This is a genomic window from Nitrosomonadales bacterium, from assembly GCA_016716325.1.
Taxonomy (GTDB): domain Bacteria; phylum Pseudomonadota; class Gammaproteobacteria; order Burkholderiales; family Gallionellaceae; genus Gallionella.
The window spans coordinates 1783349-1806452 of sequence record JADJWO010000001.1 but is presented as its reverse complement, the minus strand read 5'-3'; the positions used below and the strand labels follow the sequence as shown (position 1 = coordinate 1806452).

The 23104-nt window shown below is 62.0% G+C and carries 22 protein-coding genes; 12 read left to right on the top strand and 10 right to left on the bottom strand.

Features of this window, described 5'->3' with window-relative positions; translation table 11 throughout:
- Positions 1–32: 32 nt before the first annotated feature.
- Positions 33–935, bottom strand: a complete 903-nt coding sequence (locus tag IPM27_08655; GenBank protein ID MBK9161622.1) for a hydrogen peroxide-inducible genes activator — start codon at positions 933–935, stop codon at positions 33–35.
- Positions 936–1057: 122 nt separating this feature from the next.
- Here IPM27_08655 and katG point away from each other — a divergent pair, with 122 nt between their 5' ends.
- The 3 genes from katG to IPM27_08640 all read left to right on the top strand — a co-directional run bounded on the left by katG (position 1058) and on the right by IPM27_08640 (position 3972).
- Positions 1058–3247, top strand: coding sequence for a catalase/peroxidase HPI (gene katG / locus IPM27_08650; GenBank protein MBK9161621.1), 2190 nt, complete (start codon positions 1058–1060; stop codon positions 3245–3247).
- 90 nt (positions 3248–3337) lie between these two features.
- On the top strand, positions 3338–3493 hold the full coding sequence (locus IPM27_08645; protein MBK9161620.1) for a hypothetical protein: 156 nt from the start codon (positions 3338–3340) through the stop codon (positions 3491–3493).
- On the top strand, positions 3490–3972 hold the full coding sequence (locus IPM27_08640; protein ID MBK9161619.1) for a DNA starvation/stationary phase protection protein: 483 nt from the start codon (positions 3490–3492) through the stop codon (positions 3970–3972). The genes IPM27_08645 and IPM27_08640 overlap by 4 nt, the downstream gene beginning before the upstream one ends.
- Positions 3973–4416: 444 nt before the next feature.
- On the opposite strand, the gene IPM27_08635 is transcribed toward IPM27_08640, so the two are convergent.
- Complete coding sequence (locus IPM27_08635) at positions 4417–5484, bottom strand: alkene reductase (GenBank protein MBK9161618.1); 1068 nt, start codon at positions 5482–5484, stop codon at positions 4417–4419.
- A 41-nt stretch (positions 5485–5525) separates the two neighbouring features.
- The gene (locus IPM27_08630) at positions 5526–6392 is read right to left on the bottom strand and encodes a pirin family protein (protein MBK9161617.1); all 867 of its coding nucleotides are present in this window, start codon (positions 6390–6392) and stop codon (positions 5526–5528) included.
- Positions 6393–6481: 89 nt separating this feature from the next.
- Between IPM27_08630 and IPM27_08625 the strand changes: the two genes are divergently transcribed.
- On the top strand, positions 6482–7384 hold the full coding sequence (locus IPM27_08625) for a LysR family transcriptional regulator (GenBank protein ID MBK9161616.1): 903 nt from the start codon (positions 6482–6484) through the stop codon (positions 7382–7384).
- Positions 7385–7562: 178 nt separating this feature from the next.
- Here IPM27_08625 and fur read toward each other — a convergent pair whose 3' ends face one another.
- Positions 7563–7988 (bottom strand): ferric iron uptake transcriptional regulator, encoded by a 426-nt coding sequence (gene fur, locus IPM27_08620; protein ID MBK9161615.1) that lies wholly within the window; start codon positions 7986–7988, stop codon positions 7563–7565.
- Positions 7989–8153: 165 nt separating this feature from the next.
- Here fur and IPM27_08615 point away from each other — a divergent pair, with 165 nt between their 5' ends.
- The gene (locus tag IPM27_08615; protein ID MBK9161614.1) at positions 8154–8897 is read left to right on the top strand and encodes a hypothetical protein; all 744 of its coding nucleotides are present in this window, start codon (positions 8154–8156) and stop codon (positions 8895–8897) included.
- A 16-nt stretch (positions 8898–8913) separates the two neighbouring features.
- Here the strand turns inward: IPM27_08615 and ubiA are convergent, their stop codons facing one another.
- The 5 genes from ubiA to IPM27_08590 form a co-directional block, all read right to left on the bottom strand.
- Positions 8914–9777, bottom strand: a complete 864-nt coding sequence (ubiA, locus tag IPM27_08610) for a 4-hydroxybenzoate octaprenyltransferase (protein MBK9161613.1) — start codon at positions 9775–9777, stop codon at positions 8914–8916.
- Between the two features lie 65 nt (positions 9778–9842).
- Entirely contained in the window at positions 9843–10439 is a 597-nt protein-coding gene (locus tag IPM27_08605; protein ID MBK9161612.1) for a chorismate lyase, read from the bottom strand.
- Positions 10420–12540, bottom strand: a complete 2121-nt coding sequence (gene recG / locus IPM27_08600) for an ATP-dependent DNA helicase RecG (protein ID MBK9161611.1) — start codon at positions 12538–12540, stop codon at positions 10420–10422. The genes IPM27_08605 and recG overlap by 20 nt, the downstream gene beginning before the upstream one ends.
- Entirely contained in the window at positions 12537–12923 is a 387-nt protein-coding gene (locus IPM27_08595; protein MBK9161610.1) for a RidA family protein, read from the bottom strand. Before IPM27_08595 ends, recG begins: the two co-directional genes overlap by 4 nt.
- Before the next feature lie 68 nt (positions 12924–12991).
- Positions 12992–14623, bottom strand: a complete 1632-nt coding sequence (locus IPM27_08590) for an alpha-D-glucose phosphate-specific phosphoglucomutase (protein MBK9161609.1) — start codon at positions 14621–14623, stop codon at positions 12992–12994.
- Positions 14624–14778: 155 nt separating this feature from the next.
- Here IPM27_08590 and rpiA point away from each other — a divergent pair, with 155 nt between their 5' ends.
- From rpiA to ppx, 3 genes are all read left to right on the top strand, one after another.
- On the top strand, positions 14779–15441 hold the full coding sequence (rpiA, locus tag IPM27_08585; GenBank protein ID MBK9161608.1) for a ribose-5-phosphate isomerase RpiA: 663 nt from the start codon (positions 14779–14781) through the stop codon (positions 15439–15441).
- Positions 15442–15534: 93 nt separating this feature from the next.
- On the top strand, positions 15535–16242 hold the full coding sequence (phoU, locus tag IPM27_08580) for a phosphate signaling complex protein PhoU (protein MBK9161607.1): 708 nt from the start codon (positions 15535–15537) through the stop codon (positions 16240–16242).
- Complete coding sequence (gene ppx, locus IPM27_08575) at positions 16242–17723, top strand: exopolyphosphatase (protein MBK9161606.1); 1482 nt, start codon at positions 16242–16244, stop codon at positions 17721–17723. The genes phoU and ppx overlap by 1 nt, the downstream gene beginning before the upstream one ends.
- A 27-nt stretch (positions 17724–17750) precedes the next feature.
- Here the strand turns inward: ppx and polA are convergent, their stop codons facing one another.
- Positions 17751–20492: a DNA polymerase I gene (gene polA, locus IPM27_08570; protein MBK9161605.1), complete on the bottom strand. Its 2742-nt coding sequence runs from the start codon at positions 20490–20492 to the stop codon at positions 17751–17753.
- Positions 20493–20519: 27 nt separating this feature from the next.
- Here polA and IPM27_08565 point away from each other — a divergent pair, with 27 nt between their 5' ends.
- The 4 genes from IPM27_08565 (at position 20520) to IPM27_08550 (ending at position 23103) form a co-directional block, all read left to right on the top strand.
- Complete coding sequence (locus tag IPM27_08565) at positions 20520–21236, top strand: TIGR00730 family Rossman fold protein (protein ID MBK9161604.1); 717 nt, start codon at positions 20520–20522, stop codon at positions 21234–21236.
- 4 nt (positions 21237–21240) lie between these two features.
- Entirely contained in the window at positions 21241–21744 is a 504-nt protein-coding gene (locus tag IPM27_08560; GenBank protein MBK9161603.1) for a DNA-deoxyinosine glycosylase, read from the top strand.
- A gap of 85 nt (positions 21745–21829) precedes the next feature.
- Complete coding sequence (locus IPM27_08555; protein MBK9161602.1) at positions 21830–22159, top strand: DUF2782 domain-containing protein; 330 nt, start codon at positions 21830–21832, stop codon at positions 22157–22159.
- Positions 22160–22161: 2 nt separating this feature from the next.
- Positions 22162–23103, top strand: coding sequence for a homoserine kinase (locus tag IPM27_08550; GenBank protein ID MBK9161601.1), 942 nt, complete (start codon positions 22162–22164; stop codon positions 23101–23103).
- The last annotated feature ends 1 nt before the right edge of the window (position 23104 follow it).

The following is a 23104-nucleotide window of genomic DNA, read 5'->3' as shown; positions in this document are numbered from 1 at the left end:
TTGGTACGGCACTAATGAAATTGAGCTCATAGTCACTCCAGATGGGTGATACCGGTCACCCTGGCCTGTGCGATCGCCCGGGCCAGCGCCTCCACCGCCTGGGTGCGGGCATAGCTCTTGCGCCAGGCCAGCGCGATGCGCCTTGAAGGGACGGGCTTGGCAAAGGGTATCACGCTCAACAGTTTGCTGCGGTAGCGCACGCTGTTGGCCGAGGCGGGCAGCACGGTGATGCCGAGACCGGATGCCACCATGTTGCGGATGGTTTCCAGCGAGGTGCCGTGCTGCATGTCCGAACTCTTGCGGCTGTCCGGGCAGGCCTCGGCCACCTGATTGCTGTAGCAGTGGCCGGAATCCAGCAGCAACACCTTTTCGTCTGCCAGTTCGGCGGGTTTGATGCTGCGCCGCGCAGCCCAGCGATGGTCGCTGCTCACCACCACCTCGAACGATTCGTCGTACAGCGGGCGGGTGAGGATGCTCGCATCGCCGAACGGCAGCGCGATGAGGATGGCATCCAGCTTGCCGTTGCGCAGTTGCGCCTCGAGGTTGGCGGTGATGTTCTCCTCCACTTCCAGCGCCATCTGCGGCGCGAGCTTCTTCAGGGCGGGGATGAGGTCGGGCAGCAGGTAGGGGCCGACGCTGTGGATGACGCCGACGCGCAACGGTACGTCGAGCTGGTTGCGCCCCTGCGCGGCGATCTCCCGGATGCGCTCGGCCTCCTCCAGCACACGCTGCGCCTGTTCGACGATGGCTGCGCCTGCCGGTGTCACCGTCACTTCGCTCTTGCCACGCTCGAAGATCTTCAGGCCGAGCTCGTCTTCCAGCTTCCGGATCGCCAGCGAGAGCGCGGGCTGGCTGATGAAGGCCTTCTGCGCCGCGCGGCGGAAGTTGAGTTCCTGTGCGACGGCGACGATGAAGCGCAGTTCGTTGAGGGTCATGGCAGCTCCTTGTGATTTGCATAGTAAATCACCTTGCTTTGAACAATCAATTGGATTGATGGCCGGCATGAGCCTACATTGCAACCGTGGAATGAACCACGCCTACCGCACAGGAGAGAAACATGACGACCGAATCTAAATGCCCGTTCCATTTCACCGCTGCCGAGGGTTCGGTGAAAACCAACCATGACTGGTGGCCGAACCAGCTGAACCTGAAGGTCTTGAGCCAGTTTGCGCCCGAGACCAGCCCGATGGAAGCGTCGTTCAGCTATGCCGAGGAATTCAACAAGCTCGACCTTGCCGGGGTGAAAAAGGATCTGTACGCACTGATGACCGACTCGCAGGACTGGTGGCCGGCGGATTACGGCCACTACGGCCCGCTGTTCATCCGCATGGCCTGGCACGCGGCCGGCACCTATCGCATCGGCGACGGGCGCGGCGGCGCCGGTCTGGGCCAGCAGCGTTTCGCGCCGACCAATTCCTGGCCGGACAACGTCAACCTGGACAAAGCACGCCGCCTGCTATGGCCGGTCAAGCAGAAATACGGCAACCGGATCTCCTGGGCCGACCTGATCGTGCTGGCCGGCAACTGCGCGCTGGAATCCATGGGCTTCAAGACCTTCGGCTTCGCCGGCGGCCGTACCGATGTGTACGAGCCCGACGAGTCGGTGTACTGGGGTTCCGAAACCGAGTGGCTGGGCGATGCGCGCCACACCGGCAAGCGCAATCTGGACAACCCGCTCGCCTCGGTCCAGATGGGCTTGATCTACGTCAACCCGGAAGGCCCCGGCGGCAAGTCCGACCCCTTGCAGTCCGCGCGCGAAGTGCGCGAAACCTTCGCCCGCATGGCGATGAACGACTACGAGACCGTGGCGTTGACCTGCGGCGGCCACACCTTCGGCAAATGCCACGGCGCGGGCGATGCGGCGCGGGTCGGTCCCGCACCCGAAGCGGCCGGCATCGAGAACCAGGGATTCGGCTGGATCAGCAGCCATGGCACCGGCAAGGGCGGCGACCTGATCAGCAGCGGTCTGGAGGGCTCATGGACGCCCACACCGACCCGCTGGGACATGAGCTATCTCGACATGCTGTTCGGCAATGAATGGGAGTTGACCAGGAGCCCCGCCGGCGCGAGCCAGTGGACACCCAGGCAGCACACCGACGCCAACATGGCGCCTGACGCGCACGACGCGGCGAAGAAAGCACCCATCATCATGACCGACGCCGATATGGCGATGCGCATGGATCCGGAGTACGAGAAGATCGCGCGGCACTTCCATAAGAACCCGGAAGAGTTCGCCGACGCCTTCGCACGGGCATGGTTCAAGCTCACGCACCGCGACATGGGGCCCAAGGCCCGCTATCACGGCCCCGAAGTGCCGCAGGAAGACCTGATCTGGCAAGACCCGATCCCCGCCGCGAACCATCCGCTGGTCGACGACAAGGACGTGGCTGCGCTCAAGGCCAGGGTGCTGGCCTCGGGCCTCTCGGTGTCGGAACTGGCCTATACCGCGTGGTCCTCGGCCGCAAGCTTCCGTGGCAGCGACAAGCGCGGCGGCGCCAACGGTGCGCGCATCCGTCTCGCGCCGATGAAGGACTGGGACGTCAACCAGCCGGCACAGCTCGCCAGGGTGCTCGGCAAGCTCGAAGCGATCCAGGCCGGGTTCAACGGCGCGGCCGGCGGCGGCAAGCAGATTTCGCTCGCCGACCTCATCGTGCTGGCGGGTTGCGCCGCGGTCGAGGAAGCCGCACGCAAGGCCGGTCAGAACGTGACGGTGCCGTTCACCCCGGGCCGCATGGATGCCTCGCAGGAGCAGACCGATGTGGACTCATTCGCGCCGCTGGAGCCCATCGCCGACGGCTTCCGCAACTACCGTAGCGGCCGTTTCCCCGAGGTGCCCACCGAGGCGCTGCTGGTGGACAAGGCGCAACTGCTCACGCTCACCGCGCCGGAGATGACGGTGCTTGTCGGCGGCCTGCGCGCACTGGCTGCGAACCATGGGGGCGGCAGGCATGGTGTATTCACCGACCGGCCGGGCGCGCTGACCAACGACTTCTTCGTTAACCTGCTCGACATGGGTAACGAGTGGAAGCCGGTCGATGACGGGAGGAACCTGTTCGAGGGGCGCGACCGCAAGAGCGGCAAGGCCAGATGGACCGCCACCCGCGCCGATCTGGTGTTTGGCTCGAACTCGCAGTTGCGCGCCATCGCCGAGGTCTATGGCCAGAACGACGCACAGGAAAAGTTCGTGCGCGATTTCGTCGCGGCCTGGGACAAGGTGATGAATCTCGATCGCTTCGATATTGGGTGATATGGACGAAGGGGCGCTGGCGGCTTAGCGCCAGCCCCCTCCCCTTTAGCTACGCAGGCAACGGCACAAAATTTTGCGAAGGAGAAGACAATGGACACATTGCATCAATTTTCTCATCAGGGTATTTTGTCGGTGCAAGCTTTTGTGGCGGTACTGGTGATGCTGGGGTTGGGATTGGAAGGGCTTTCAGCGGGCCAGGACACAGGAAGCGAATTGCACGACCCCTCACAAGGAGAACGATCATGAGCAAGTCACCTGGCATCAATATCGGCATCGCAGAGAAGGATCGCAAGAAGGTCGCCGCAGGTCTGGGCCGCATGCTGGCCGATACCTATACGCTCTACCTCAAGACCCACAACTTCCACTGGAACGTCACCGGTCCGATGTTCCAGACATTGCACCTGATGTTCATGACGCAATACACCGAATCCTGGAACGCGGTGGACCTCATCGCCGAACGCATCCGCGCGCTGGGCTATCCGGCACCCGGCAGCTACAAGGAGTTCGCCTCGCTGACCAGCATCAAGGACAGCAGCGGCACCGTCAGCGCAAAGGAGATGATCCGGCAACTGGTGGAAGGACAGGAAACCGTGGTGCGCACTGCGCGCGAAGTGCTGCCTGTCGCCGAAAAGGCGGGTGACCAGCCTACCGTGGACCTCTTGTCCACGAGGATGGAAGTACATGAAAAAAACGCATGGATGTTACGCAGCTTGCTGGAAGAATGATTGAACGAGAGGCGGAAGCCTCCCCCATGCGTTTTTTCGGTGGAGACTCATGCGGCGGCCTCATTGCCGCGTGATGTCGGAACCAAATGAATGCATGGATGTTACGCAGCCTGTTAGAGGGGTGAACTGCTCAATCGAGTACTGCGATCCTCACGCATTCTTTCGGCGAAGACTCATGCGGCGGCCTCATTGCCGCGTGATGTCGGAACCAAATGAATGCATGGATGTTACGCAGCCTGTTAGAGGAGTGAACTGCTCAATCGAGTGCTGCGATCCTCACGCATTCTTTCGGCGAAGACTCATGCGGCGGCCTCATTGCCGCGTGATGTCGGAACCAAATGAATGCATGGATGTTACGCAGCCTGTTAGAGGAGTGAACTGCTCAATCGAGTACTGCGATCCTCACGCATTCTTTCGGCGAAGACTCATGCGGCGGCCGGATGATCAGTAATCCGTATAACCCTTCTCGCCCGGCGTATAGAACGTGTCGAAATCTGGCGGCGTGAGGGCAGCTCCACTCTGCAGTTTTTGCACCAGGTCGGGATTCGAGATGAACGGGCGGCCGAACGCCACCAGGTCGCCCCGGCCCGCATCGAGATCTGCATTTGCGCGCACCGCATCGTATCCGCCGGACAGGATGTACCGGCCCTTGAACGCACTGCGTATCTGCGCCTTCAATGCGGGGCTGACTTCCGGCGCACCCATCGCACTGTGGTCGACGATATGGATGTAAACCAGCCCCAACCGGTTCAATTCCTCGACCAGGCGCAGGTACATCGCATCCATTTCGGCATCCGGTGCGGCGCCGTTGAATACACCATAGGGCGAGACGCGCATGCCGATGTGTCCTGCGCCCACCGCGGCAACGGCGGCCTTTGCCACTTCCACCGCGAAGCGGATGCGATTCTCGATGCTGCCGCCCCAGCGGTCGGTGCGCCGGTTGGTGGCGGTGTTCAGGAACTGGTCGATCAGGTAGCCGTTCGCCGCATGCAGCTCGATGCCGTCGAATCCGGCCCTGATCGCGTTCTGGCAGGCCTGCGCGTATTCGCCGATGGCAGCGGCGATGTCGGCCTCATCCATCTCGGCCGGAACGGGATAGGGCTGCATGCCGCCGCCATCAGTCCACATGTCGCCCGCCAGCGCCAGTGCGGACGGCGCCAGGATCCGCGTTCCCTCCGCCATGTTCGCCGGATGGCTGACGCGCCCGGTATGCATCAGTTGCACGAATATCCTGCCGCCCGCGTCGTGCACGGCATCGGTCACCTGGCGCCAGCCCTGCACCTGCGCTTCTGAGAAGATGCCGGGGATGCGCGCATAACCCAGACCGTTTGGGGACGGCGACGTGCCTTCGGTGATGAGGAGCCCGGCGTCGGCACGCAGACGGTAATACTTGGCCACCAACTCGTTCGGGACATTGCCGATGGCGCGCGAGCGCGTCATCGGCGCCATGACGATGCGGTTCTTCAGTTGCAGTTCGCCGAGGGTGATGGGGGTAAACAGCGTGTTGTTCATTTCATGCTCCTTGACTGTGGTTATTCAATATATTGCGTATTTCAGGCAAAACGTCCGGCACGGAAATCGCCGATCGCCTGATGGATCTCCTGCTCGGTGTTCATCACGAACGGGCCGTATTGCACGATGGGTTCGTTCAGCGGCTTGCCGGCGACCAGGATCAGGCGCGCAGTTTCCGTTGCGGCGATCGCCACACCGTCCGCTCCCGGATCGTTTTCCAGTATCCCCATGCGCGCGGCATCCACCCGTGTTCCGCCGACCTGTACCGCACCGCGATAGACATAGAGGAAGGCGTTATGCGTAACGGGCAGCGCGGTCGAGAACGATGCGCCTGCCGGAAGATGGATGTCGAGATATAACGGTTCGGTCACTTCCCGCGTCACCGCCCCCGCCACGCCGTTGCTCGTGCCCGCGATCACGCGCACGGTGACGTTCCCGGCGGTCACATATTCTGGAATCTCCGCGCTCGGGAAATCGCGGTACCACGGCTCGCCCATCTTGCGCTGCGACGGCAGGTTGAGCCAGAGCTGGAAGCCCTCCATCACGCCATCCTGCTGTTCCGGGATCTCGGAATGGATCACGCCGCGCCCGGCGGTCATCCATTGCACGCCGCCGTTCTCCAGCAGGCCCTCATGCCCCGCGCTGTCCTTGTGGCGCATACGGCCCGCGAGCATGTAAGTGATGGTCTCGAAGCCGCGATGCGGATGGTCGGGAAAGCCCGCGATGTAATCGTCCGGGTCGTCGCTGCCGAACGCGTCCAGCATCAGGAACGGATCGAGGCGGCGTTGCAATTTCCCGGTAAGCACGCGTGTCAGGCTCACGCCCGCGCCGTCGCTGGTGGCGATGCCTTCGACGATGCGTTCGATGCCGCGCGATGCTTTCAGTACGACTGCTTGTGCGGTGTTCATGATGCCCCCCCAAATCCGTAATGTGAATACATCATATGCGGCTCAATATGATAGATAAACCCCCGCAACCAAGATAGACTATTCCATATATGGCACAAAAGAACATCTCTGCCGATGATTACATCCTGTTCGCCACCATCGCCGAACAAGAGAGCATGGTTCGCGCCGCCGGGCACCTCGGCATGCCCAAGGCCACGGTCTCCCGGCGCCTGACGAACCTTGAGGCGGCCCTGGGACAACGCCTGCTGTTGCGCACCACGCGCCGCTTGACGCTCACCGATTTCGGCCGGGAATTCCTCGACCATTGCCGACGCGTGACGGAAGAAGTCGCCGCAACCCATGATTTCGTGCGCAGCCAGGAAACGAAACCGCGCGGACGATTGCGTGTTTCCATGCCGGGCGAATATGCCAAGCTGAATTTTTCGCGGGCCTTCGCCACCTTCGTCGAGGCTTACCCGGAGATACAGCTCGAACTCGACATGACTTCGCGGCGCGTCGACCTGATCGGTGAACACTTCGATCTGGCGATACGCATGGGAACGCTGGATAACGATTCGGCACTGGTGGTACGCAAGATAGACGAGCAATGCTTCGGCCTTTACGCCAGCCCGATCTATCTTGCGCTGCGCCCTGCGCCGAACCACCCCGACGACCTCGCGCGTCATGCTGCGGTGCGCCTGATGTCGGGGCGCGGAACGGCAGTCACCTGGAAGTTGATGCATGACAAGGCGGTCTGGGAAGGGACGCCACCCGGCAGGCTCACCTTGAATTCAATGGACGTGATACAGCAGCTATTGCTTGACGGCGCGGGCATCGGCGCACTGCCGTGCCAGTTCGCGGCAGAAGACGTGAAGCTCAAGCGGCTCGTGAGAGTGCTGCCGGATTGGTCGTTGCCGACCGTTCCGGCATGGGCGGTGATGCCGATGCGGCGCTACCTGCCGGCCAAGACACGCGCCTTCCTTGCGCATCTGGAACAGTTCATCAGACCGTAAGGTCGTATTTCTTTCAAGGCAGGTGTTTCAGACTGCACGCCAGATTGATGCTTTAAAAATCACCCGGATTTCCAGCCCATTGCCGCTTTGTTGCAGGGGGTTCTGCGGCATGGATCGCAGCGATTCGCTTGACGATGGGCAGACCCAACACTACCGCTGACGATCTTTCCCGACGCGCTCATTTCCTGTGCGGGCATTTTTTTCGGGTGCAGTCCGCGTAGATATGAAGCGCGTGGTCACGAATGACAAATCCGCGTTCGGTCGCGATCTTTTCCTGTCGCGTCTCGATGGCGTCATCGAAAAACTCTTCCACATGACCACACTGCAAACACACGATGTGGTCATGGTGCTCGCCGCTATTCAACTCGAATACCGACCTCCCGCTTTCAAAATGGTGCTGTACCAGCAATCCCGCCTGCTGGAATTGCGTCAGCACGCGATATACGGTGGCGAGGCTGACCATCTCACCCGAACTGGCCAGCGATTTATACACATCTTCCGCGCTCAAGTGGTGTTCCTGGCTGGCTTCAAACAACTGCAACACTTTCAGCCTGGGGAGGGTGGACTTCAGCCCGGCATTTTTCAGGTGCTCCGGTTTGTGCATGGCGGCTCCAGAATCTGACATTGGATGGATATTTTTGGCATCGATGCCACAAGTGTCCTGATTCTACCTCCCTTGCCATCCCGCTCTCCAATTTTGATAACCAGTTGCATTCTCAAATGAGAATGGTTATCGTTCGCAAACTTTTTGACTGGAGACATTCGCATGATGAAGCGCATCGCACTATGGTTTGGAACGGTCGGGATCGGCCTGCATGCAGGCTTGGCGACCGCCGGCCCCGCCAGCTATGTCTTTACACCCAAGGTTGAACAGGGGGTGTATGAGATGGAAGTGAACTACGGCACGAACCGCTCGCCGGCAGGAGAACGCTTTACGGCATTCGCGGTGGGGTTGGGCTATGGCATGAGCGAGCATTGGTACAGCGCCATCAGCCTGAAGCAGGAACACAACGGCAATCAGAGCCTGACGATCGCCGAATGGGAGAACAAGTTTCATCTGGGCAAGGCAGGCGCCTACCCGGTGGACTTCGGATTCATCACCGAAGTGGAATCGCCGATCAGCGGCAACGGGCCCTCGGAGATCAAATTCGGCCCCCTGCTGCAATCGGACTTCGGCAAATTGCAGTTGAACGGAAACGTGCTGTTCGAACGCGCCTTCGGCCAGGCGGACGAACAGGGCGTGCCCTTTGTGACGAACATCGGCTACCAGTGGCAAGCCAGATACCGCCTGCGCCCGACTTTCGGTTTTGGCCTGCAAGGTATGGGCGAAATGGGAAAATGGAATGACTGGGATGCCCGCGCCAACCAGAATCATCGCGCCGGGATCGTGCTGTTCGGGAAAATCGAACTCGCCGAGGGACAGGAAGTAAAGGTCAATGCCGCATCGCTCTTCGGCATCAGCAATGCCGCGCCCGGTCAGACCTTCCGGATGCAGCTCGAATACGAATTCTGATGGCGCACGCCGGGAATCAGCGCAGCAGATATTCGGCGGCCACCCCGGCGAACACCGCCGCGCCAAACCAGTTGTTGTGCAGGAAGGCCTTGAAGCAGTCTTCGCGTTTGCGTTCACGAATGAGGCGGTAGTGGTACAGCGCGATACCCGCCGCGGTCAGCAAACCGGCGTAGTAGAACCACCCCAATCCCGCCATTTGCCCCACCGCAACAAGAAGACCCAGCGTGATGGCATAACAACCCATCACCGCAATCACGTCGTATCTGCCGAACAACAGCGCCGAGGAATGGATGCCGAGATGGATGTCGTCATCGCGATCCACCATCGCGTATTCGGTGTCGTAGGCGATGGCCCAGAACACGTTGGCGAGCAGCAGCACCCAGGCCAGCGGCGGCACATGGCCCAGCGTGGCCGCAAACGCCATCGGGATGCCGAAACCGAAGGCGATGCCCAGATAGGCCTGGGGAATGGCGAAGAATCGCTTGGTGAACGGGTAGCTCGCGGCGAGGAACACGGCGGGAAAGGACAACATCCAGGTCAGCGGGTTGAGCGGCAGGATCAGCAGGAAAGCAAGGAACGCCAATGCCACCGCCAGCCACAGGGTTTCGCGTTCGCTGACCTTTCCGCTGGTGAGCGGCCTGTCCTGGGTACGCTTCACATGCTTGTCGATATGGCGGTCAGCATAATCGTTCACGGCACACCCCGCCGAGCGCATCAACGCGGTGCCGAGCGCGAAGATCGCCACGATGTGCCACGCCGGATGACCGGCGCCCGCGATCCACACCCCCCACAGCGTCGGCCACAGCAGCAGCAGGATGCCGATGGGACGATGCAGCCGGGTGAGCTGGATATATAGAGGGATGCGTTCTGCGAGATTCATTTTCAGGATTCAGGATTCAGGATTCAGGATTCAGGATTCAGGATTCAGGATTCAGGATTCAGGATTCAGGATTCAGGATTCAGGCAAGCCGCTTTACTGTATCCCGTATCCTGCAACCTGTCTCCCAGTTTCAAAATCCCCGGCAGGAACACTTCGGTCACCAGCAGCGGCGCGCCATGCAGGTTGAACAGCGAGCGGCGCGCCCACAATCTTTCCGGGCGGGACCCGATTGCGCTCACGGCGCTCTGGTAGAGCGGATGATGGGGCCGCAGCGCGGCGTAATGCAGCGGATGGCGCACCACCTGCGGATGGGCGAACAGCAGGCTGCCGAGCGAGCGGCTGCCCAATCCCTGCATCGCCCGCCACGCGCCGCGCAGGTCGCCCTCGTGGCAGGCGCTGTGCGCGAATACCACGGGCCGACCGTCTGCATGCAGGAACACTTCCCTCGAATAAGCCAGCCGGTGCAGCGCGATGCCCAGCACGGCCGCCTCGTCGCAGGCGATGCGCGCCAGTCCGCTGCGCACCGGCTTCACGGCAAATTGCGTGCAACGCTGCTGGATGCGCCGGGTGAGCGAGCCGTGGTCGCGCAGCCAGGGAGCCATCTCATTCTCGCAGCCGATGACGGCGCGATGCCAGAACCGGTCAGACGTGCAGGTAGTCATGCTTGTTTGCCATCCATCGTTTCAAATGCGCCCGCGCCGCATCGGGAAAATCGCGCAGCAGTTCGCCGGATACCTGCCGTGCCAGCTCCAGCAGATCCTCGTCCGCATCGATATCGGCGAAGCGCAGCATCGCCACGCCGCTCTGCCGCGCGCCGAGCAGTTCGCCGGGGCCGCGCAACCGCAGATCCTGCTGCGCGATGACGAAGCCGTCCGTGTTCTCATAGATGACTTTCAGCCGCTCGCGCGCCAGTTCCGACAGCGGCTGCTGGAACAGCAGCACACACATGCTTTCCGTCGCGCCGCGCCCGACCCGGCCGCGCAACTGGTGCAATTGCGCCAGCCCCATGCGCTCGGCGTGGTCGATCACCATCAGGCTGGCGTTGGGCACATCCACGCCGACTTCGATCACCGTGGTCGCAACCAGCAGTTGCAACTCGCCCGCCTTGAACGCGGCCATCGTTGCGGCCTTTTCGTCATTGGCGAGTTTGCCGTGTACCAGGCCGATGCGCAACCCGGGGAAGATCTGCGCCAGCGTGGCGTGGGTTTCCAGCGCGGTCTGAAGCTGCAACGCTTCCGATTCGTCGATCAGCGGGCACACCCAGTAGGCCTGACGCCCCTCCATGCACGCGGTACGCACGCGCTCAAAGACTTCGTCGCGCCGCGTATCGCTGACCAGTTTTGTGGCGACGGGCGTGCGCCCCGGCGGCAGTTCGTCGATCACCGACACGTCGAGGTCGGCGTAATAGCTCATCGCCAGCGTGCGCGGGATCGGGGTCGCGCTCATCATCAATTGGTGGGGTTCCTGCATAACGCCCCCTCCCCCTTGCAGGGGGAGGGCCGGGGAGAGGGTAGAAACATTATCTGCCTCCGACTCTATCTCCGACGCAATAACCGCCCTGCCCTTGTTGCGCAGCGCCAGCCGCTGCTGCACCCCGAACTTGTGCTGCTCGTCGACGATGGCAAGACCGAGATTCCGGAACTCGACATCCTTCTGGAACAGCGCATGAGTACCGATGGCGAGCGGGGTGTCGCCCGCCGCGATCCGTTCGGCGGCGGCGGTCTTGTCTTTCTTTTTCAGGCTGCCGGACAGCCACGCCGGTGTTATGCCCAGCGGCGCCAGCCATTCGTGCAGTTTCAGATAATGCTGTTCGGCGAGGATCTCGGTCGGCGCCATGAACGCGACCTGGTAGCCGTTCTCGATGGCCTGTAGCGCGGCGAGTGCGGCAACGATGGTCTTGCCGCTGCCCACGTCGCCCAGCAGCAGGCGCTGCATCGGGTGCGGTCGCGCCAGATCGTGGGCGATCTCGTGCCATACCTTCAACTGCGCACCGGTAAGCCGGAACGGCAGCTTGGACAGCAAGGCCCGCGTAAGACCATCCTGTGCAGGCAGGGCGGGGGCGATACGCTTGCTGCGCTCCCGGTGGTGCGCGCGCATCGAAAGTTGCTGCGCCAGCAGCTCGTCGAACTTGATGCGCCGCCAGGCGGCGTGGCTGCGCGCTTCCAGTGTGGCGGCAGAGATGTCCGGAGACGGGTTGTGCAGCAGGCGCAGGCTGTCGCCAAAATTACCGAGGCGCAGCCGTTCGAGCAGCGCCGCAGGGAGGGTATCGGCGAGCGGGATGGTTTCCAGTGCATTGCCGATCAGCTTGCGCAGCACGGCCTGGCCCAGCCCGGCGGTGGTCGGATAGACCGGCGTCAGGCTCTGCTCCAGTGGTGTATCCTCTTCCACCGCACGGCATTTCGGATGCACCATCTCCAGCCCGTAATAGCCCATGCGCACCTCACCGATGGCGCGTATCTGCCGGCCTTCGGCGAGCTGTTTCTGCTGGCTGGGATAGAAGTTCAAAAAGCGCAGGGTCAGCTCCCCGCCGCCGTCGCGCAATCGGCATACCAGTGTGCGGCGCGGACGGAAGGCGACTTCGCTGTGGGTGATGACGCCCTGCACCTGTGCCGCCATGCCCGGTTGCACCGAGGCGATCGGCGCGAGATGCGTCTCGTCCTCATAGCGCAACGGCAAGTGCAGCAACAGGTCGGCGCGGTGGTGGATGCCGAGCCGGGCCAGTTTTGCCAGCGTGGCCGGCGCGATTTTGAGCGGTGCGCTCAATCCTGCAGAACGAGGATCCCGTCCATCTCTACCAGCGCGCCGCGCGGCAACGCGGCCACGCCCACTGCGGCACGTGCCGGATAGGGCTGCCGGAAGTAGCTCGCCATGATCTCGTTCACCTTGGCGAAATGCTTGAGGTCGGTGAGGTAGACGTTCAGCTTCACCAGGTCGTCGAAGCTGCCGTCGGCGGCAAGCGATACCGCGCGCAGGTTCTGGAACACGCGGTGGATCTGTGCCTCGATGTCTTCCGCCATATGCATGGTGGTCGGGTCGAGGCCGATCTGCCCGGACAGGTATACGGTATCGCCGACACGGATGGCCTGCGAATAGGTGCCGATCGCCGCCGGCGCATCGGGAGTCTGGATGAATTGCTTGTTTGCCATGTTCACTCCTTATAAAACAGGCCCGCGCCTGAACGGCGCGGAAGATTGTGCATCGTGCCGACCCGGAATCAGGTGATCACCGTCGGAGCTTCCCGTCCGGTGCGCTGGCGCAGTTCCGACAACTGCAATGCGATCCCGATCAGCTCGCCAAGCGCTTCCTGCGCGTCGAGGTGGTGCTTGCCGACATCCGGCTCGTAGGCTTCCAGATAGATGCGCAGGGTCGCGCCTTCGGTACCGGTGCCGGACAGGCGGAACACGATGCGCGAACCGTCGGTGAAGATGATGCGGATGCCCTGTCCGGTGCTGACGCTGCCGTCCACCGGATCGGTGTAGCTGAAGTCGTCGCACAGATCGACGGTGTAGCTGCCGAATTTACTGCCCGGCAAACTGCCGAAGCTGTCCTTGAGCAATTTCATCACGCCGTTGGCCGCCCCGGTGGGGATGGCTTCGTAATCGTGGCGCGAATAGACGTTGCGACCGTATTTCGCCCAGTGCTCGCGCACGATGTCTTCCACCGGCTGCTTGCGTGCCGCGACCACGTTCAGCCAGAACAGCACCGCCCACAGGCCGTCCTTCTCGCGCACATGGTCGGAGCCGGTGCCGAAGCTTTCTTCGCCGCACAGCGTGACCTTGCCCGCATCCATCAGGTTGCCGAAGAATTTCCAGCCGGTCGGCGTCTCATAGCAGGCGATGCCCAGATCCTTGGCCACGCGGTCCGCCGCTGCGCTGGTCGGCATCGAGCGGGCGATACCCGCCAGACCCTGTTTGTAACCGGGCGCCAGTTTCGCGTTCGCCGCCAGAATGGCCAGACTGTCGGACGGCGTGACGAAGAAACGCTTGCCCAGGATCATGTTGCGGTCGCCATCTCCGTCCGATGCCGCGCCAAAATCCGGCGCATTGTCGCCATAGACGATCTCGACCAGTTCGTGCGCATAGGTCAGGTTGGGGTCGGGATGTCCGTTGCCGAAATCGGGCAACGGCTCGGCATTCATCACGCTGTCGGCCGGCGCACCGAGGCGGTTGACCAGAATCTCGCGCGCATACGGGCCGGTAACCGCGTGCATCGCATCGAACTTGATTCGGAAGCCGCCCGCCAGCAGCGCGCGGATCTCGCCGAAATCGAACAAAGACTCCATCAGTTCTGCGTAATCGCCGACCGGATCGATCACCGAGACCCGCATGTCGCCGACCTTGCATTCGCCCGGCGTGTCCAGATCGACATCCGGCGCGTCGATGATGCGGTACTGCGCGATCGTTTTGCTGACCGCGAAGATCGCTTCGGTGACGGTCTCGGTGGCCGGGCCGCCATTGTTGCCGTTGTATTTGATGCCGAAATCGCCGTCCGGTCCGCCGGGGTTATGGCTGGCGGACAGGATGATGCCGCCGAAGGTCTGGTATTTGCGGATCACGCAGGAGGCGGCCGGCGTGGAGAGGATGCCGCCCTTGCCGACCAGCACGCGCCCGAAACCGTTCGCCGCAGCCATTCTGAGGATGACCTGGATCGCTTCGCGGTTGTAATACCGTCCGTCGCCACCGACAACCAGCGTCGCGCCCTGCGGCGGGGAGATGCTGTCGAAGATGGCCTGCACGAAATTTTCTAGGTAGTTGGGCTGCTGGAAAACGGGAACCCGTTTGCGCAAGCCGGAGGTGCCGGGTTTCTGGTCGTTGAAGGACGTGGTGGCGACGATCTGGACTTGCATTTTTATTCCTCCCGTTTTTCGTGATTTTTCGCCCGCTATCTTATCACCTGCCCGCATTCATGCGTTATCTCGGACGGACGGCATTCCCCAACCATCCGATTCCTGCAATAATCCCGCCTGCAATTCAATAATACTGAAAGTGAGCGCATGACATGTTGAGCCAAGACGATTTGAAACGCGCGGTGGCACAGGCCGCGATCGAGTATGTACCATCCGATTGCATCGTTGGCGTGGGCACCGGTTCTACAGCCAACTTCTTCATCGACGAACTGGCCCGGATCAAGCACAGGATACGCGGCGCGGTCGCCAGTTCCGAAGCATCCGCAAAACGCCTGCAGGGCCACGGCATCGAGGTGCTGTCCCTGAACGACGCGGGCGACCTGCCGGTGTATGTGGACGGTGCGGACGAGATCACCCGCCACATGCACATGCTCAAGGGCGGCGGCGGCGCATTGACGCGCGAGAAGATCGTCGCGGCCGCGAGCAAGAAATTCATCTGCGTGTGCGACGCCAGCAAGCTGGTGGATGTGCTGGGCAAGTTCCCGCTGCCGATCGAGGTGATCCCGATGGCGCGCAGCTTCATCGCCCGTGAAGTGGTCAAGCTGGGCGGGCAGCCCAGGTTGCGCGAAGGATTCACCACTGACAACGGCAACGTCATCCTCGACGTGCACAACCTGCAGATCACGAACCCCGTGGAGCTGGAAACACAATTGAACCATCTGCCCGGCGTCGTGACCAACGGGCTGTTCGCCCGCCGCGCCGCCGACGTGTTGCTGCTGGGCACGCCCGAGGGCGTAAAAAAGATGACGGCGGGATGATTTACCTGCCGATTGAAGCGCGAACCACTGTCATTTGCGCTTCACAAAGGGCGAATAGACTGACAGATTGCAATTCTTTTCAGGAACGACAGCATGGCCAGTAATGAACATATTTCCCGGCAGTTCGATGCCGATCTCGAAGCCATCCGGGCCAACGTATTGCAGATGGGCGGGCTGGTGGAGAGCCAGATCAGGAGCGCCATCGAGTCGCTGGTGAGCGGCGATGTGGCGGTGATGAACCGAGTGATTGCGGACGACCACCGTATCAACGCGCTGGAAGTCAAGATCGACGAATCCTGCAGCCAGGTGATCGCACGCCGGCAGCCGACCGCCAGCGACCTGCGCATGGTGATGACCGTGGTCAAGACCATCACCGACCTGGAACGGATCGGTGACGAGGCCGAGAAGATCGCCCGCATGGCCAAGATGCTCTCGCAAAAGCAGGGGCTTGCGCTGCCGCGCTACCAGGAGATCAAGCATGCCGCCGACCTCGCGGTGGAGATGCTGCGCAAGTCATTGGATGCGTTCGCGCGCCTCGACGTGGTGATGGCCGCACAGGTGGTGCGCCAGGACGATCAGGTGGACGATGAGTTCCGCGCCATCATGCGTTATCTCATCACCTTCATGATGGAAGACCCGCGCACCATTTCGACTTCGCTGGAAATCCTGTTCGTCGCCAAGGCGATCGAACGCATCGGCGATCATGCCAAGAACATGGCGGAATATGTCATCTATATGGTCAAGGGGCGTGATGTGCGCCATGTGACCGTGGATGAGATCGACCGGGAAGTGCAGGGGTAATGCAGCAACAACCCATCCTCGCCGCTGTCGACATGGGGTCGAACAGCTTCCGTTTGCAGGTCGCACGCGTCGAGGGTGAGCAACTTTACATGCTCGATGGACTGCGCGAACCGGTGCGTCTGGCCGCCGGCCTGACGCCCGACAAACTTCTGGACGAGGCGGCGCAGCAGCGCGCGCTGGATGCGCTGGGAAGATTTTCCGAACGGTTGCGCGACTTGCCGCACGGGGCGGTGCGCGCGGTGGGCACCAACTCCCTGCGCGTTGCCAGGAACGCCGCTGAATTCATCGTAAAAGCCGAAAAGGTTCTGGGATTCCCGATAGAGGTCATCTCCGGACTCGAGGAAGCGCGTCTGATCTATCTTGGCGTGGCGCACGGCCTGCCGCCTTCGGACGACAACCGGCTGGTGATGGACATCGGTGGCGGCTCCACTGAATTCATCATCGGCAAGGGTCTGGAACCCATCCTGATGGAAAGCCTGTACATGGGTTGCGTCAGCTTCAGCACGCGCTTTTTCCCGGACGGCAAGATCACCAAACAAAGCATGAAGCAGGCGGAAATGGCCGCCCGCAAAGAATTGCAGACCATCGTTTCGGATTACCGCGGACAGTGGAGCACCGCGCTGGGTTCCTCAGGTACCGCCAAGGCGATACACGAGATCCTGGAAAACAACGGATACAGCGCCGGCGGCATCACGCGCGAAGGGCTGGACAAGCTGCGCAGCGCAATGATCAAGGCCGGAGACGTGCATCAGCTCGGCCTGCAGGGCCTGCGCACCGACCGCCTGCCCTCCCTGCCGGGCGGTTTCGCCATCATGTACGCCGCCTTCGACGAACTCGGGATCGAAGTGATGCAGCCCGCGCTGTGTGCCTTGCGCGAAGGCGTGTTGTACGATCTGTGGGGGCGTTTCCACGACAACGACATGCGCGATGTCACCGTAGAGCATTTCATGCACCGCTACCGTGTCGATTTCAGGCAGGTCGCGCGCGTGACAAAACTTTCCAACATGCTGGCGCAACAATTCCTCGGTGGCGATGATGAAGAGAACGAGTCTGCCCTGCATGTCCTGAAATGGGTCGCCAGCCTGCACGGCATCGGCATCCGCGTCGCGCACAGCGGCTACCACAAACATACGTCATACATCCTGGCCAATGCCGACATGCCCGGGTTCTCGAAGAAAGAACAGGCGCGGCTGAGCCTGCTGGCGCTGGCGCACCGTGGCAACCTGAAGAAACTGCAGGGTCTGCTGACTGACGTGGAAGATTGCGTACTGGCGATGAGTCTGCGCCTGGCGGTGCTGTTCTACCGAAATCGCAGCGACATCGTCCTGCCCGGAATGCAGGCACGCCTGAAGGGGGCGAAATTCTCCCTGACCATCGAACCGGAATGGCTGGAGAACAACCCGCTGACCGGGGATGCCTTGCAGGAGGAAGTGAAAAGCTGGAAATCCATCGGCATCAACCTGGAGATCGCGGAAGGCTGATTGCGCACCAAGCCGGCACAGACGCGGTCAATGCGCTTCGTCCCAGTTCCTGCCTTCGCCCAGCTCCACCAGCAGCGGCACCTTCAGTGCGGCAACCCCGCACATCAACTTCGGTAGTATCTCCTCCACCTGATGCAACTCCGTCTCCGGCACTTCCAGCACCAATTCGTCATGCACCTGCATGATCAGCTTGCTCTGCATCCCTTCCTGTTCCAGCCAGCGCTGCACGGCGATCATCGCCAGTTTGATCAGGTCGGCGGCGGTGCCCTGCATCGGAGCATTGATCGCGGCGCGTTCCGCCCCCTGACGGCGCATACCGTTGCTGCCGTTGATCTCCGGCAACCATAGCCGGCGCCCGAACACGGTTTCGACATAGCCTTGCTGCCGGGCCTGTTCGCGGGTGCTGTCCATGTAGTCCTTCACGCCGGGGTAACGCGCGAAATAACGGTCGATGTAGGCCGTCGCTGCGCTGCGCTCGATGCCGAGCTGTTTGGCCAGGCCGAACGCGGACATCCCGTAGATCAATCCGAAGTTGATCACCTTGGCGTAACGGCGCTGCTCGCTGTCCACCTCGGCGGGCGCGACCATGAATATCTCGGCGGCAGTGGCGCGGTGGATATCCTCGTTGTTGGCGAAAGCGGCCAGCAGCCCCTCGTCTCCGGACAGGTGAGCCATGATGCGCAGTTCGATCTGGGAATAGTCGGCTGAGACGATACGGCTGCCCGGTGGCGCGATGAAGGCCTCGCGGATGCGTCGCCCTTCGGCGGTACGTACCGGGATGTTCTGCAGGTTGGGATCGCTGGAGGCGAGCCGGCCGGTGACCGCGACCGCCTGCGAGTAGCTGGTATGCACGCGCCCGGTGTTCCGGTCGACCATCTGTGGCAGCTTGTCGGTATAGGTGGACTTGAGCTTCGCCATGCCGCGATATTCCAGCAACAGTTTGGGCAGCGGATAATCCAGCGCCAGCTCCTGCAGCACCTCTTCATCCGTGGAAGGATCGCCACTGGGCGTCTTCTTTTTCGCCGGCAAGCCGAGCTTGTCGAACAGGATCTCGCGCAGCTGCTTGGGCGAGTTCAGGTTGAACGGCTGACCGGCAGCCGCATGTGCTTTCTTTTCCAGTTCGATCAGTTTCTCGCCCAGCTCGCGGCTCTGCACCTGCAACAGCGCGCTGTCCAGCAGCACACCGTTGCGCTCCATCGTGTACAGCACATGCATCGATGGCATCTCGATGTCGCGGTACACGTGCAGCAACCCTGCCTGCTCACCGATCTGCGGCACAAGCGCATGATGAAGCTGCAGCGTGATGTCGGCATCTTCGGCGGCATAGCGCGTGGCGATGCCGATATCCACCTGGTCGAAGCCGATCTGTTTCGCGCCCTTGCCGGCGACCTCGGCATAACTGATGGTCCTTACGTTGAGGTGGCGCAGCGCGAGGCTGTCCATGTCGTGCGGCTTGTGGGATTCCAGCACGTAGGATTGCAGCAGCGTGTCGTCATGGATACCGGCCAGCCGGATGCCGTGGTTGGCGAAGATATGCAGGTCGTATTTGAGGTTCTGCCCGAGCTTCTTGTGTTTCGGGCTCTCCAGCCAGTGCTTCAGCTTCTGCAGCGCATGTTCGCGCCCGATCTGGTCCGGCGCACCGGGATAGACATGCGCCAGCGGAAGATAGGCAGCCTCGTGCGGCACGACTGCAAACGACATGCCGACCAGTTGCGCATTCAACACGTCCAGCCCGGTGGTCTCGGTGTCCACGCACGCCAGATCGGCCGCCAGCAGTTTTTCCAGCCAGGCATCCAGTTGCGCGTCCGTCAGCAAGGTTTCGTAGTGCGCGCCATCGGTACGCGCCGGCTCCGTGACCGACTGCTGTTCCGTGGAAGGAATATTGCCGCTCGCCCGGTTCGCCGGAGCGGGAGAACCGCCGTCCAGTTCGCGCAGCCAGGACCTGAACCCGAATCGCTCGAAGAGCTCTCTTAACACGTCCTTGTCTGCCGGCGGTTCGGTGAATGCGGCATAGGGCTGCGGCAACTCGACATCGCATTTGACGGTCAGCAGGCGGCGCGCCTGCGGCAGCCAGTCCAGTGCACTGCGCAGGTTTCCACCGACCACGCCGCCGACCTCGCCGGCATGCGCCATCAGGTTGTCCAGCGTGCCATATTCGGCCAGCCATTTCACTGCGGTCTTCGGGCCGCATTTGGCGACGCCCGGCACGTTGTCCACCGCATCGCCGGTCAGCGTCAGGTAATCGACGATGCGTTCCGGCGGCACGCCGAATTTCGCATGCACGCCCGGCACGTCCAGCGTCTCGTTGTTCATCGTATTGACCAGCGTGACATGGTCGTTGACCAGTTGCGCCAGATCCTTGTCGCCGGTAGCGACGATGCTGCGCACGCCATCGCGCGCGGCCTGCTCCACCAGCGTGCCGATCACGTCATCCGCTTCCACGCCCTGTTGCGCGAGGAGGTGCCAGCCGGACGCGGCGATCGCCCGGTGCAGCGGGTCGATCTGCTGCGCCAGATCGTCCGGCATCGACGGGCGGTTGGCCTTGTATTCCGGGTACCAGTCGTCGCGGAAGGTTTTGCCCTTGGCATCGAAGACGCACAGGCTATAATCCGCCGGGTAGTCGTGGCGCAATCTGCGCAGCATGTTGAGCACGCCGTAAATCGCGCCGGTCGGGAAGCCCTCGCGGTTGCGCAAATCCGGCATGGCGTGGAATGCGCGGTACAGGAAGGACGAGCCGTCCACCAGAAGCAATGTTTTAGCGAAACTCATTTCATTCTTTTGCATAAAGGAAACCGCATGGACATCCCGTCTAAACTGCCAACCAGCGCGATACCGGAATCGTGGAACTCCAAGGAAGCATGGCGCGTGTTCGGCATTATGTCAGAGTTCGTCTCCGCGACCGAACGCCTCAACCGCATCCACCCCGCCGTGAGCATCTTCGGCAGCGCGCGCACCCGGCCCAACCAGCCTTATTACAAGCTGACCGAAGAGATCGCGCGGTTGCTGTCCGACGCCGGCTTTTCGGTCATCTCCGGCGGCGGCCCCGGCATCATGGAAGCCGCCAACAAGGGCGCGTTCTATGGCAAATCGCCCAGCGTCGGCCTCAATATCCAGTTGCCGCACGAACAGCACGGCAATACCTACCAGAACATCAGCCAGACCTTCCAGCATTTCTTCGCGCGCAAGGTGATGTTCGTCAAGTTCGCCACCGCCTATGTGGTGATGCCCGGAGGGTTCGGCACGCTGGACGAACTGATGGAAGCGCTGACTCTGGTGCAGACCGGCAAGACGCGCAAGATGCCGATCATCCTGGTGGGCAGCCCATTCTGGGGCGGCCTGGTCGAATGGTTCCGCAACACGCTACTCTCAGAGCAGGTCATCGGCGCGGAAGACCTCGACCTGGTGCAGGTCATCGACGACCCCGAACAGGTCGTCAGCGCGATCTTCAAACACTACGAAACGCGCGGTTTCGAGCCTTCGGAAGCAGAGCGCGAACGGCAACTCTATCTGTAACGGCATGCAGCAGGTACAAAGCTTCGCGCCCCTCGGGAGCGCGGATGCGCGACTGCTCATCCTGGGCAGCATGCCCGGCGCGGCCTCCCTCCGGGCGAACCAGTATTACGCGCATCCGCGCAACCACTTCTGGTCCATCCTCGGCGAACTGCTCGGTTTCGACCCGTCCCTGCCCTACGAACAGCGAGTACGCGTCCTGTCATCGGCGCAAGTCGCGCTGTGGGATGTGCTCGGGTCGTGCCGACGCGAAGGCAGCCTGGATTCCGGCATCGACGACAGTTCATGCATCCCGAACGATTTTGCCGGTTTCCTCCTGCGCCACCCGCAACTCACCCGCGTCTTTTTCAACGGTGCCAAAGCGGAGGCCTGCTACCGCAGGCAGGTACTTCCCGGCCTGGCGATTGATCACCTGACGTACCGACGCCTGCCGTCCACCAGTCCGGCTAATGCCGCCTTGTCCTTTGAACGCAAACTGGACGCATGGCGCTGCATCGTGGCGCCACGCTGACACGGCGCAGGACGCTCACCAATCCGCGCAGACTCCCCGCGCATCGGCTAGAATATCCGCACCCAATTCCATCGAGGCCACTGCGATGCGCCACTATCTCCTGATCCTGCTCGGCTGCTTTTCCCTGACCGCCTTCGCCGCCCAGCCCGCCCCTCCCGCCAATCTCGAACCGCTGCCTCCTCCACCCGCGTTCGATGTTCCGCCGGATGACGCACCGGAAGTGACCATCACCAAAGAGACCGAACAGACCATCGAGGAATACCGCGTCGGCGGCAGGCTGTACATGATCAAGGTGATCCCGAAAGTCGGACCGCCATACTATCTGGTGGACGACTTGGGCGACGGCAAGTTCTCGCGTCAGGAGAGCCTGGATTCCGGTCTGCGCGTGCCACGCTGGGTCATCCACAAGTTCTAGCAGTGGCGGTTTTCACCCGCGTCTCGGAGGCGGAACTCACCGCCTGGCTGGACGACTATTCGCTTGGCCGGCTGCTCGATCTGCAACCGATCGCCTCCGGCATCGAGAACACCAATTATTTCGTGACGACCAGCAACGGTCGTTTCGTGCTTACGCTGTTCGAGAAACTCGGCGAGAACGAGTTGCCGTTCTATCTGAGCCTGATGTCTCACCTGTCACGCCACGGCATCCCCTGCCCGAGTCCGGTGGCCAACCGCCACAACCGCTTCCTCGGCATGCTCAACGGCAAACCGGCCTGCATCGTCAGCCGGCTGACCGGTGACTCCGTCGCCGAACCGAACCTCGCCCAGTGCACCGCGATCGGTACGATGCTCGGCCAGATGCACATTGCCGGACAGAGTTTTTCGCAGATCATGCTGAATCCGCGTGGCGCGGCATGGCGTGCCGCGACCGCCGCGCGGGTGCGTCCGTTCCTGAGCAACGATCAGGCGGCATTGCTGGACAAGGAAGTGTCGCTGCACTCGCAGCAAAGCCGGTTTGTCTTGCCGCAGGGTGTGATCCATGCCGACCTGTTCCGCGATAACGTATTGCTGGAGGAAGACCGCGTCGGCGGGCTGGTCGATTTCTATTTCGCATGCAGCGACGCGCTGCTGTACGACGTGGCGATCACCGTGAACGACTGGTGCGTCCGAGCGGACGGAACGCTGGATACGGACCGCTCACTGGTTTTCCTGCGTGCCTATCATGTCGTGCGCCCGTTGCAGGAAGCAGAACGCAAAGCGTGGCCACTGATGCTGCGGCTCGCCGCACTGCGCTTCTGGCTGTCGCGCCTGTTCGACTTGCACCTGCCGCGCGACGGCGAACTGGTCAATCCGCGCAACCCGGAGCATTTCCTGCGTATTCTGCAGAATCACATCGGAATGGGACAGCCCGTCTGGTTATGAA

Coding starts and splice junctions, on each gene's coding strand:
- polA (MBK9161605.1), bottom strand. CDS start 20,492: ATGAGTTTCGCTAAAACATTGCTTCTGGTGGACGGCTCGTCCTTCCTG.
- IPM27_08555 (MBK9161602.1), top strand. CDS start 21,830: ATGCGCCACTATCTCCTGATCCTGCTCGGCTGCTTTTCCCTGACCGCC.
- IPM27_08625 (MBK9161616.1), top strand. CDS start 6,482: ATGGCACAAAAGAACATCTCTGCCGATGATTACATCCTGTTCGCCACC.
- IPM27_08595 (MBK9161610.1), bottom strand. CDS start 12,923: ATGGCAAACAAGCAATTCATCCAGACTCCCGATGCGCCGGCGGCGATC.
- IPM27_08590 (MBK9161609.1), bottom strand. CDS start 14,623: ATGCAAGTCCAGATCGTCGCCACCACGTCCTTCAACGACCAGAAACCC.
- IPM27_08645 (MBK9161620.1), top strand. CDS start 3,338: ATGGACACATTGCATCAATTTTCTCATCAGGGTATTTTGTCGGTGCAA.
- ubiA (MBK9161613.1), bottom strand. CDS start 9,777: ATGAATCTCGCAGAACGCATCCCTCTATATATCCAGCTCACCCGGCTG.
- IPM27_08615 (MBK9161614.1), top strand. CDS start 8,154: ATGAAGCGCATCGCACTATGGTTTGGAACGGTCGGGATCGGCCTGCAT.
- IPM27_08655 (MBK9161622.1), bottom strand. CDS start 935: ATGACCCTCAACGAACTGCGCTTCATCGTCGCCGTCGCACAGGAACTC.
- katG (MBK9161621.1), top strand. CDS start 1,058: ATGACGACCGAATCTAAATGCCCGTTCCATTTCACCGCTGCCGAGGGT.
- fur (MBK9161615.1), bottom strand. CDS start 7,988: ATGCACAAACCGGAGCACCTGAAAAATGCCGGGCTGAAGTCCACCCTC.
- IPM27_08560 (MBK9161603.1), top strand. CDS start 21,241: ATGCAGCAGGTACAAAGCTTCGCGCCCCTCGGGAGCGCGGATGCGCGA.
- IPM27_08630 (MBK9161617.1), bottom strand. CDS start 6,392: ATGAACACCGCACAAGCAGTCGTACTGAAAGCATCGCGCGGCATCGAA.
- IPM27_08605 (MBK9161612.1), bottom strand. CDS start 10,439: ATGACTACCTGCACGTCTGACCGGTTCTGGCATCGCGCCGTCATCGGC.
- IPM27_08565 (MBK9161604.1), top strand. CDS start 20,520: ATGGACATCCCGTCTAAACTGCCAACCAGCGCGATACCGGAATCGTGG.
- IPM27_08635 (MBK9161618.1), bottom strand. CDS start 5,484: ATGAACAACACGCTGTTTACCCCCATCACCCTCGGCGAACTGCAACTG.
- IPM27_08640 (MBK9161619.1), top strand. CDS start 3,490: ATGAGCAAGTCACCTGGCATCAATATCGGCATCGCAGAGAAGGATCGC.
- phoU (MBK9161607.1), top strand. CDS start 15,535: ATGGCCAGTAATGAACATATTTCCCGGCAGTTCGATGCCGATCTCGAA.
- ppx (MBK9161606.1), top strand. CDS start 16,242: ATGCAGCAACAACCCATCCTCGCCGCTGTCGACATGGGGTCGAACAGC.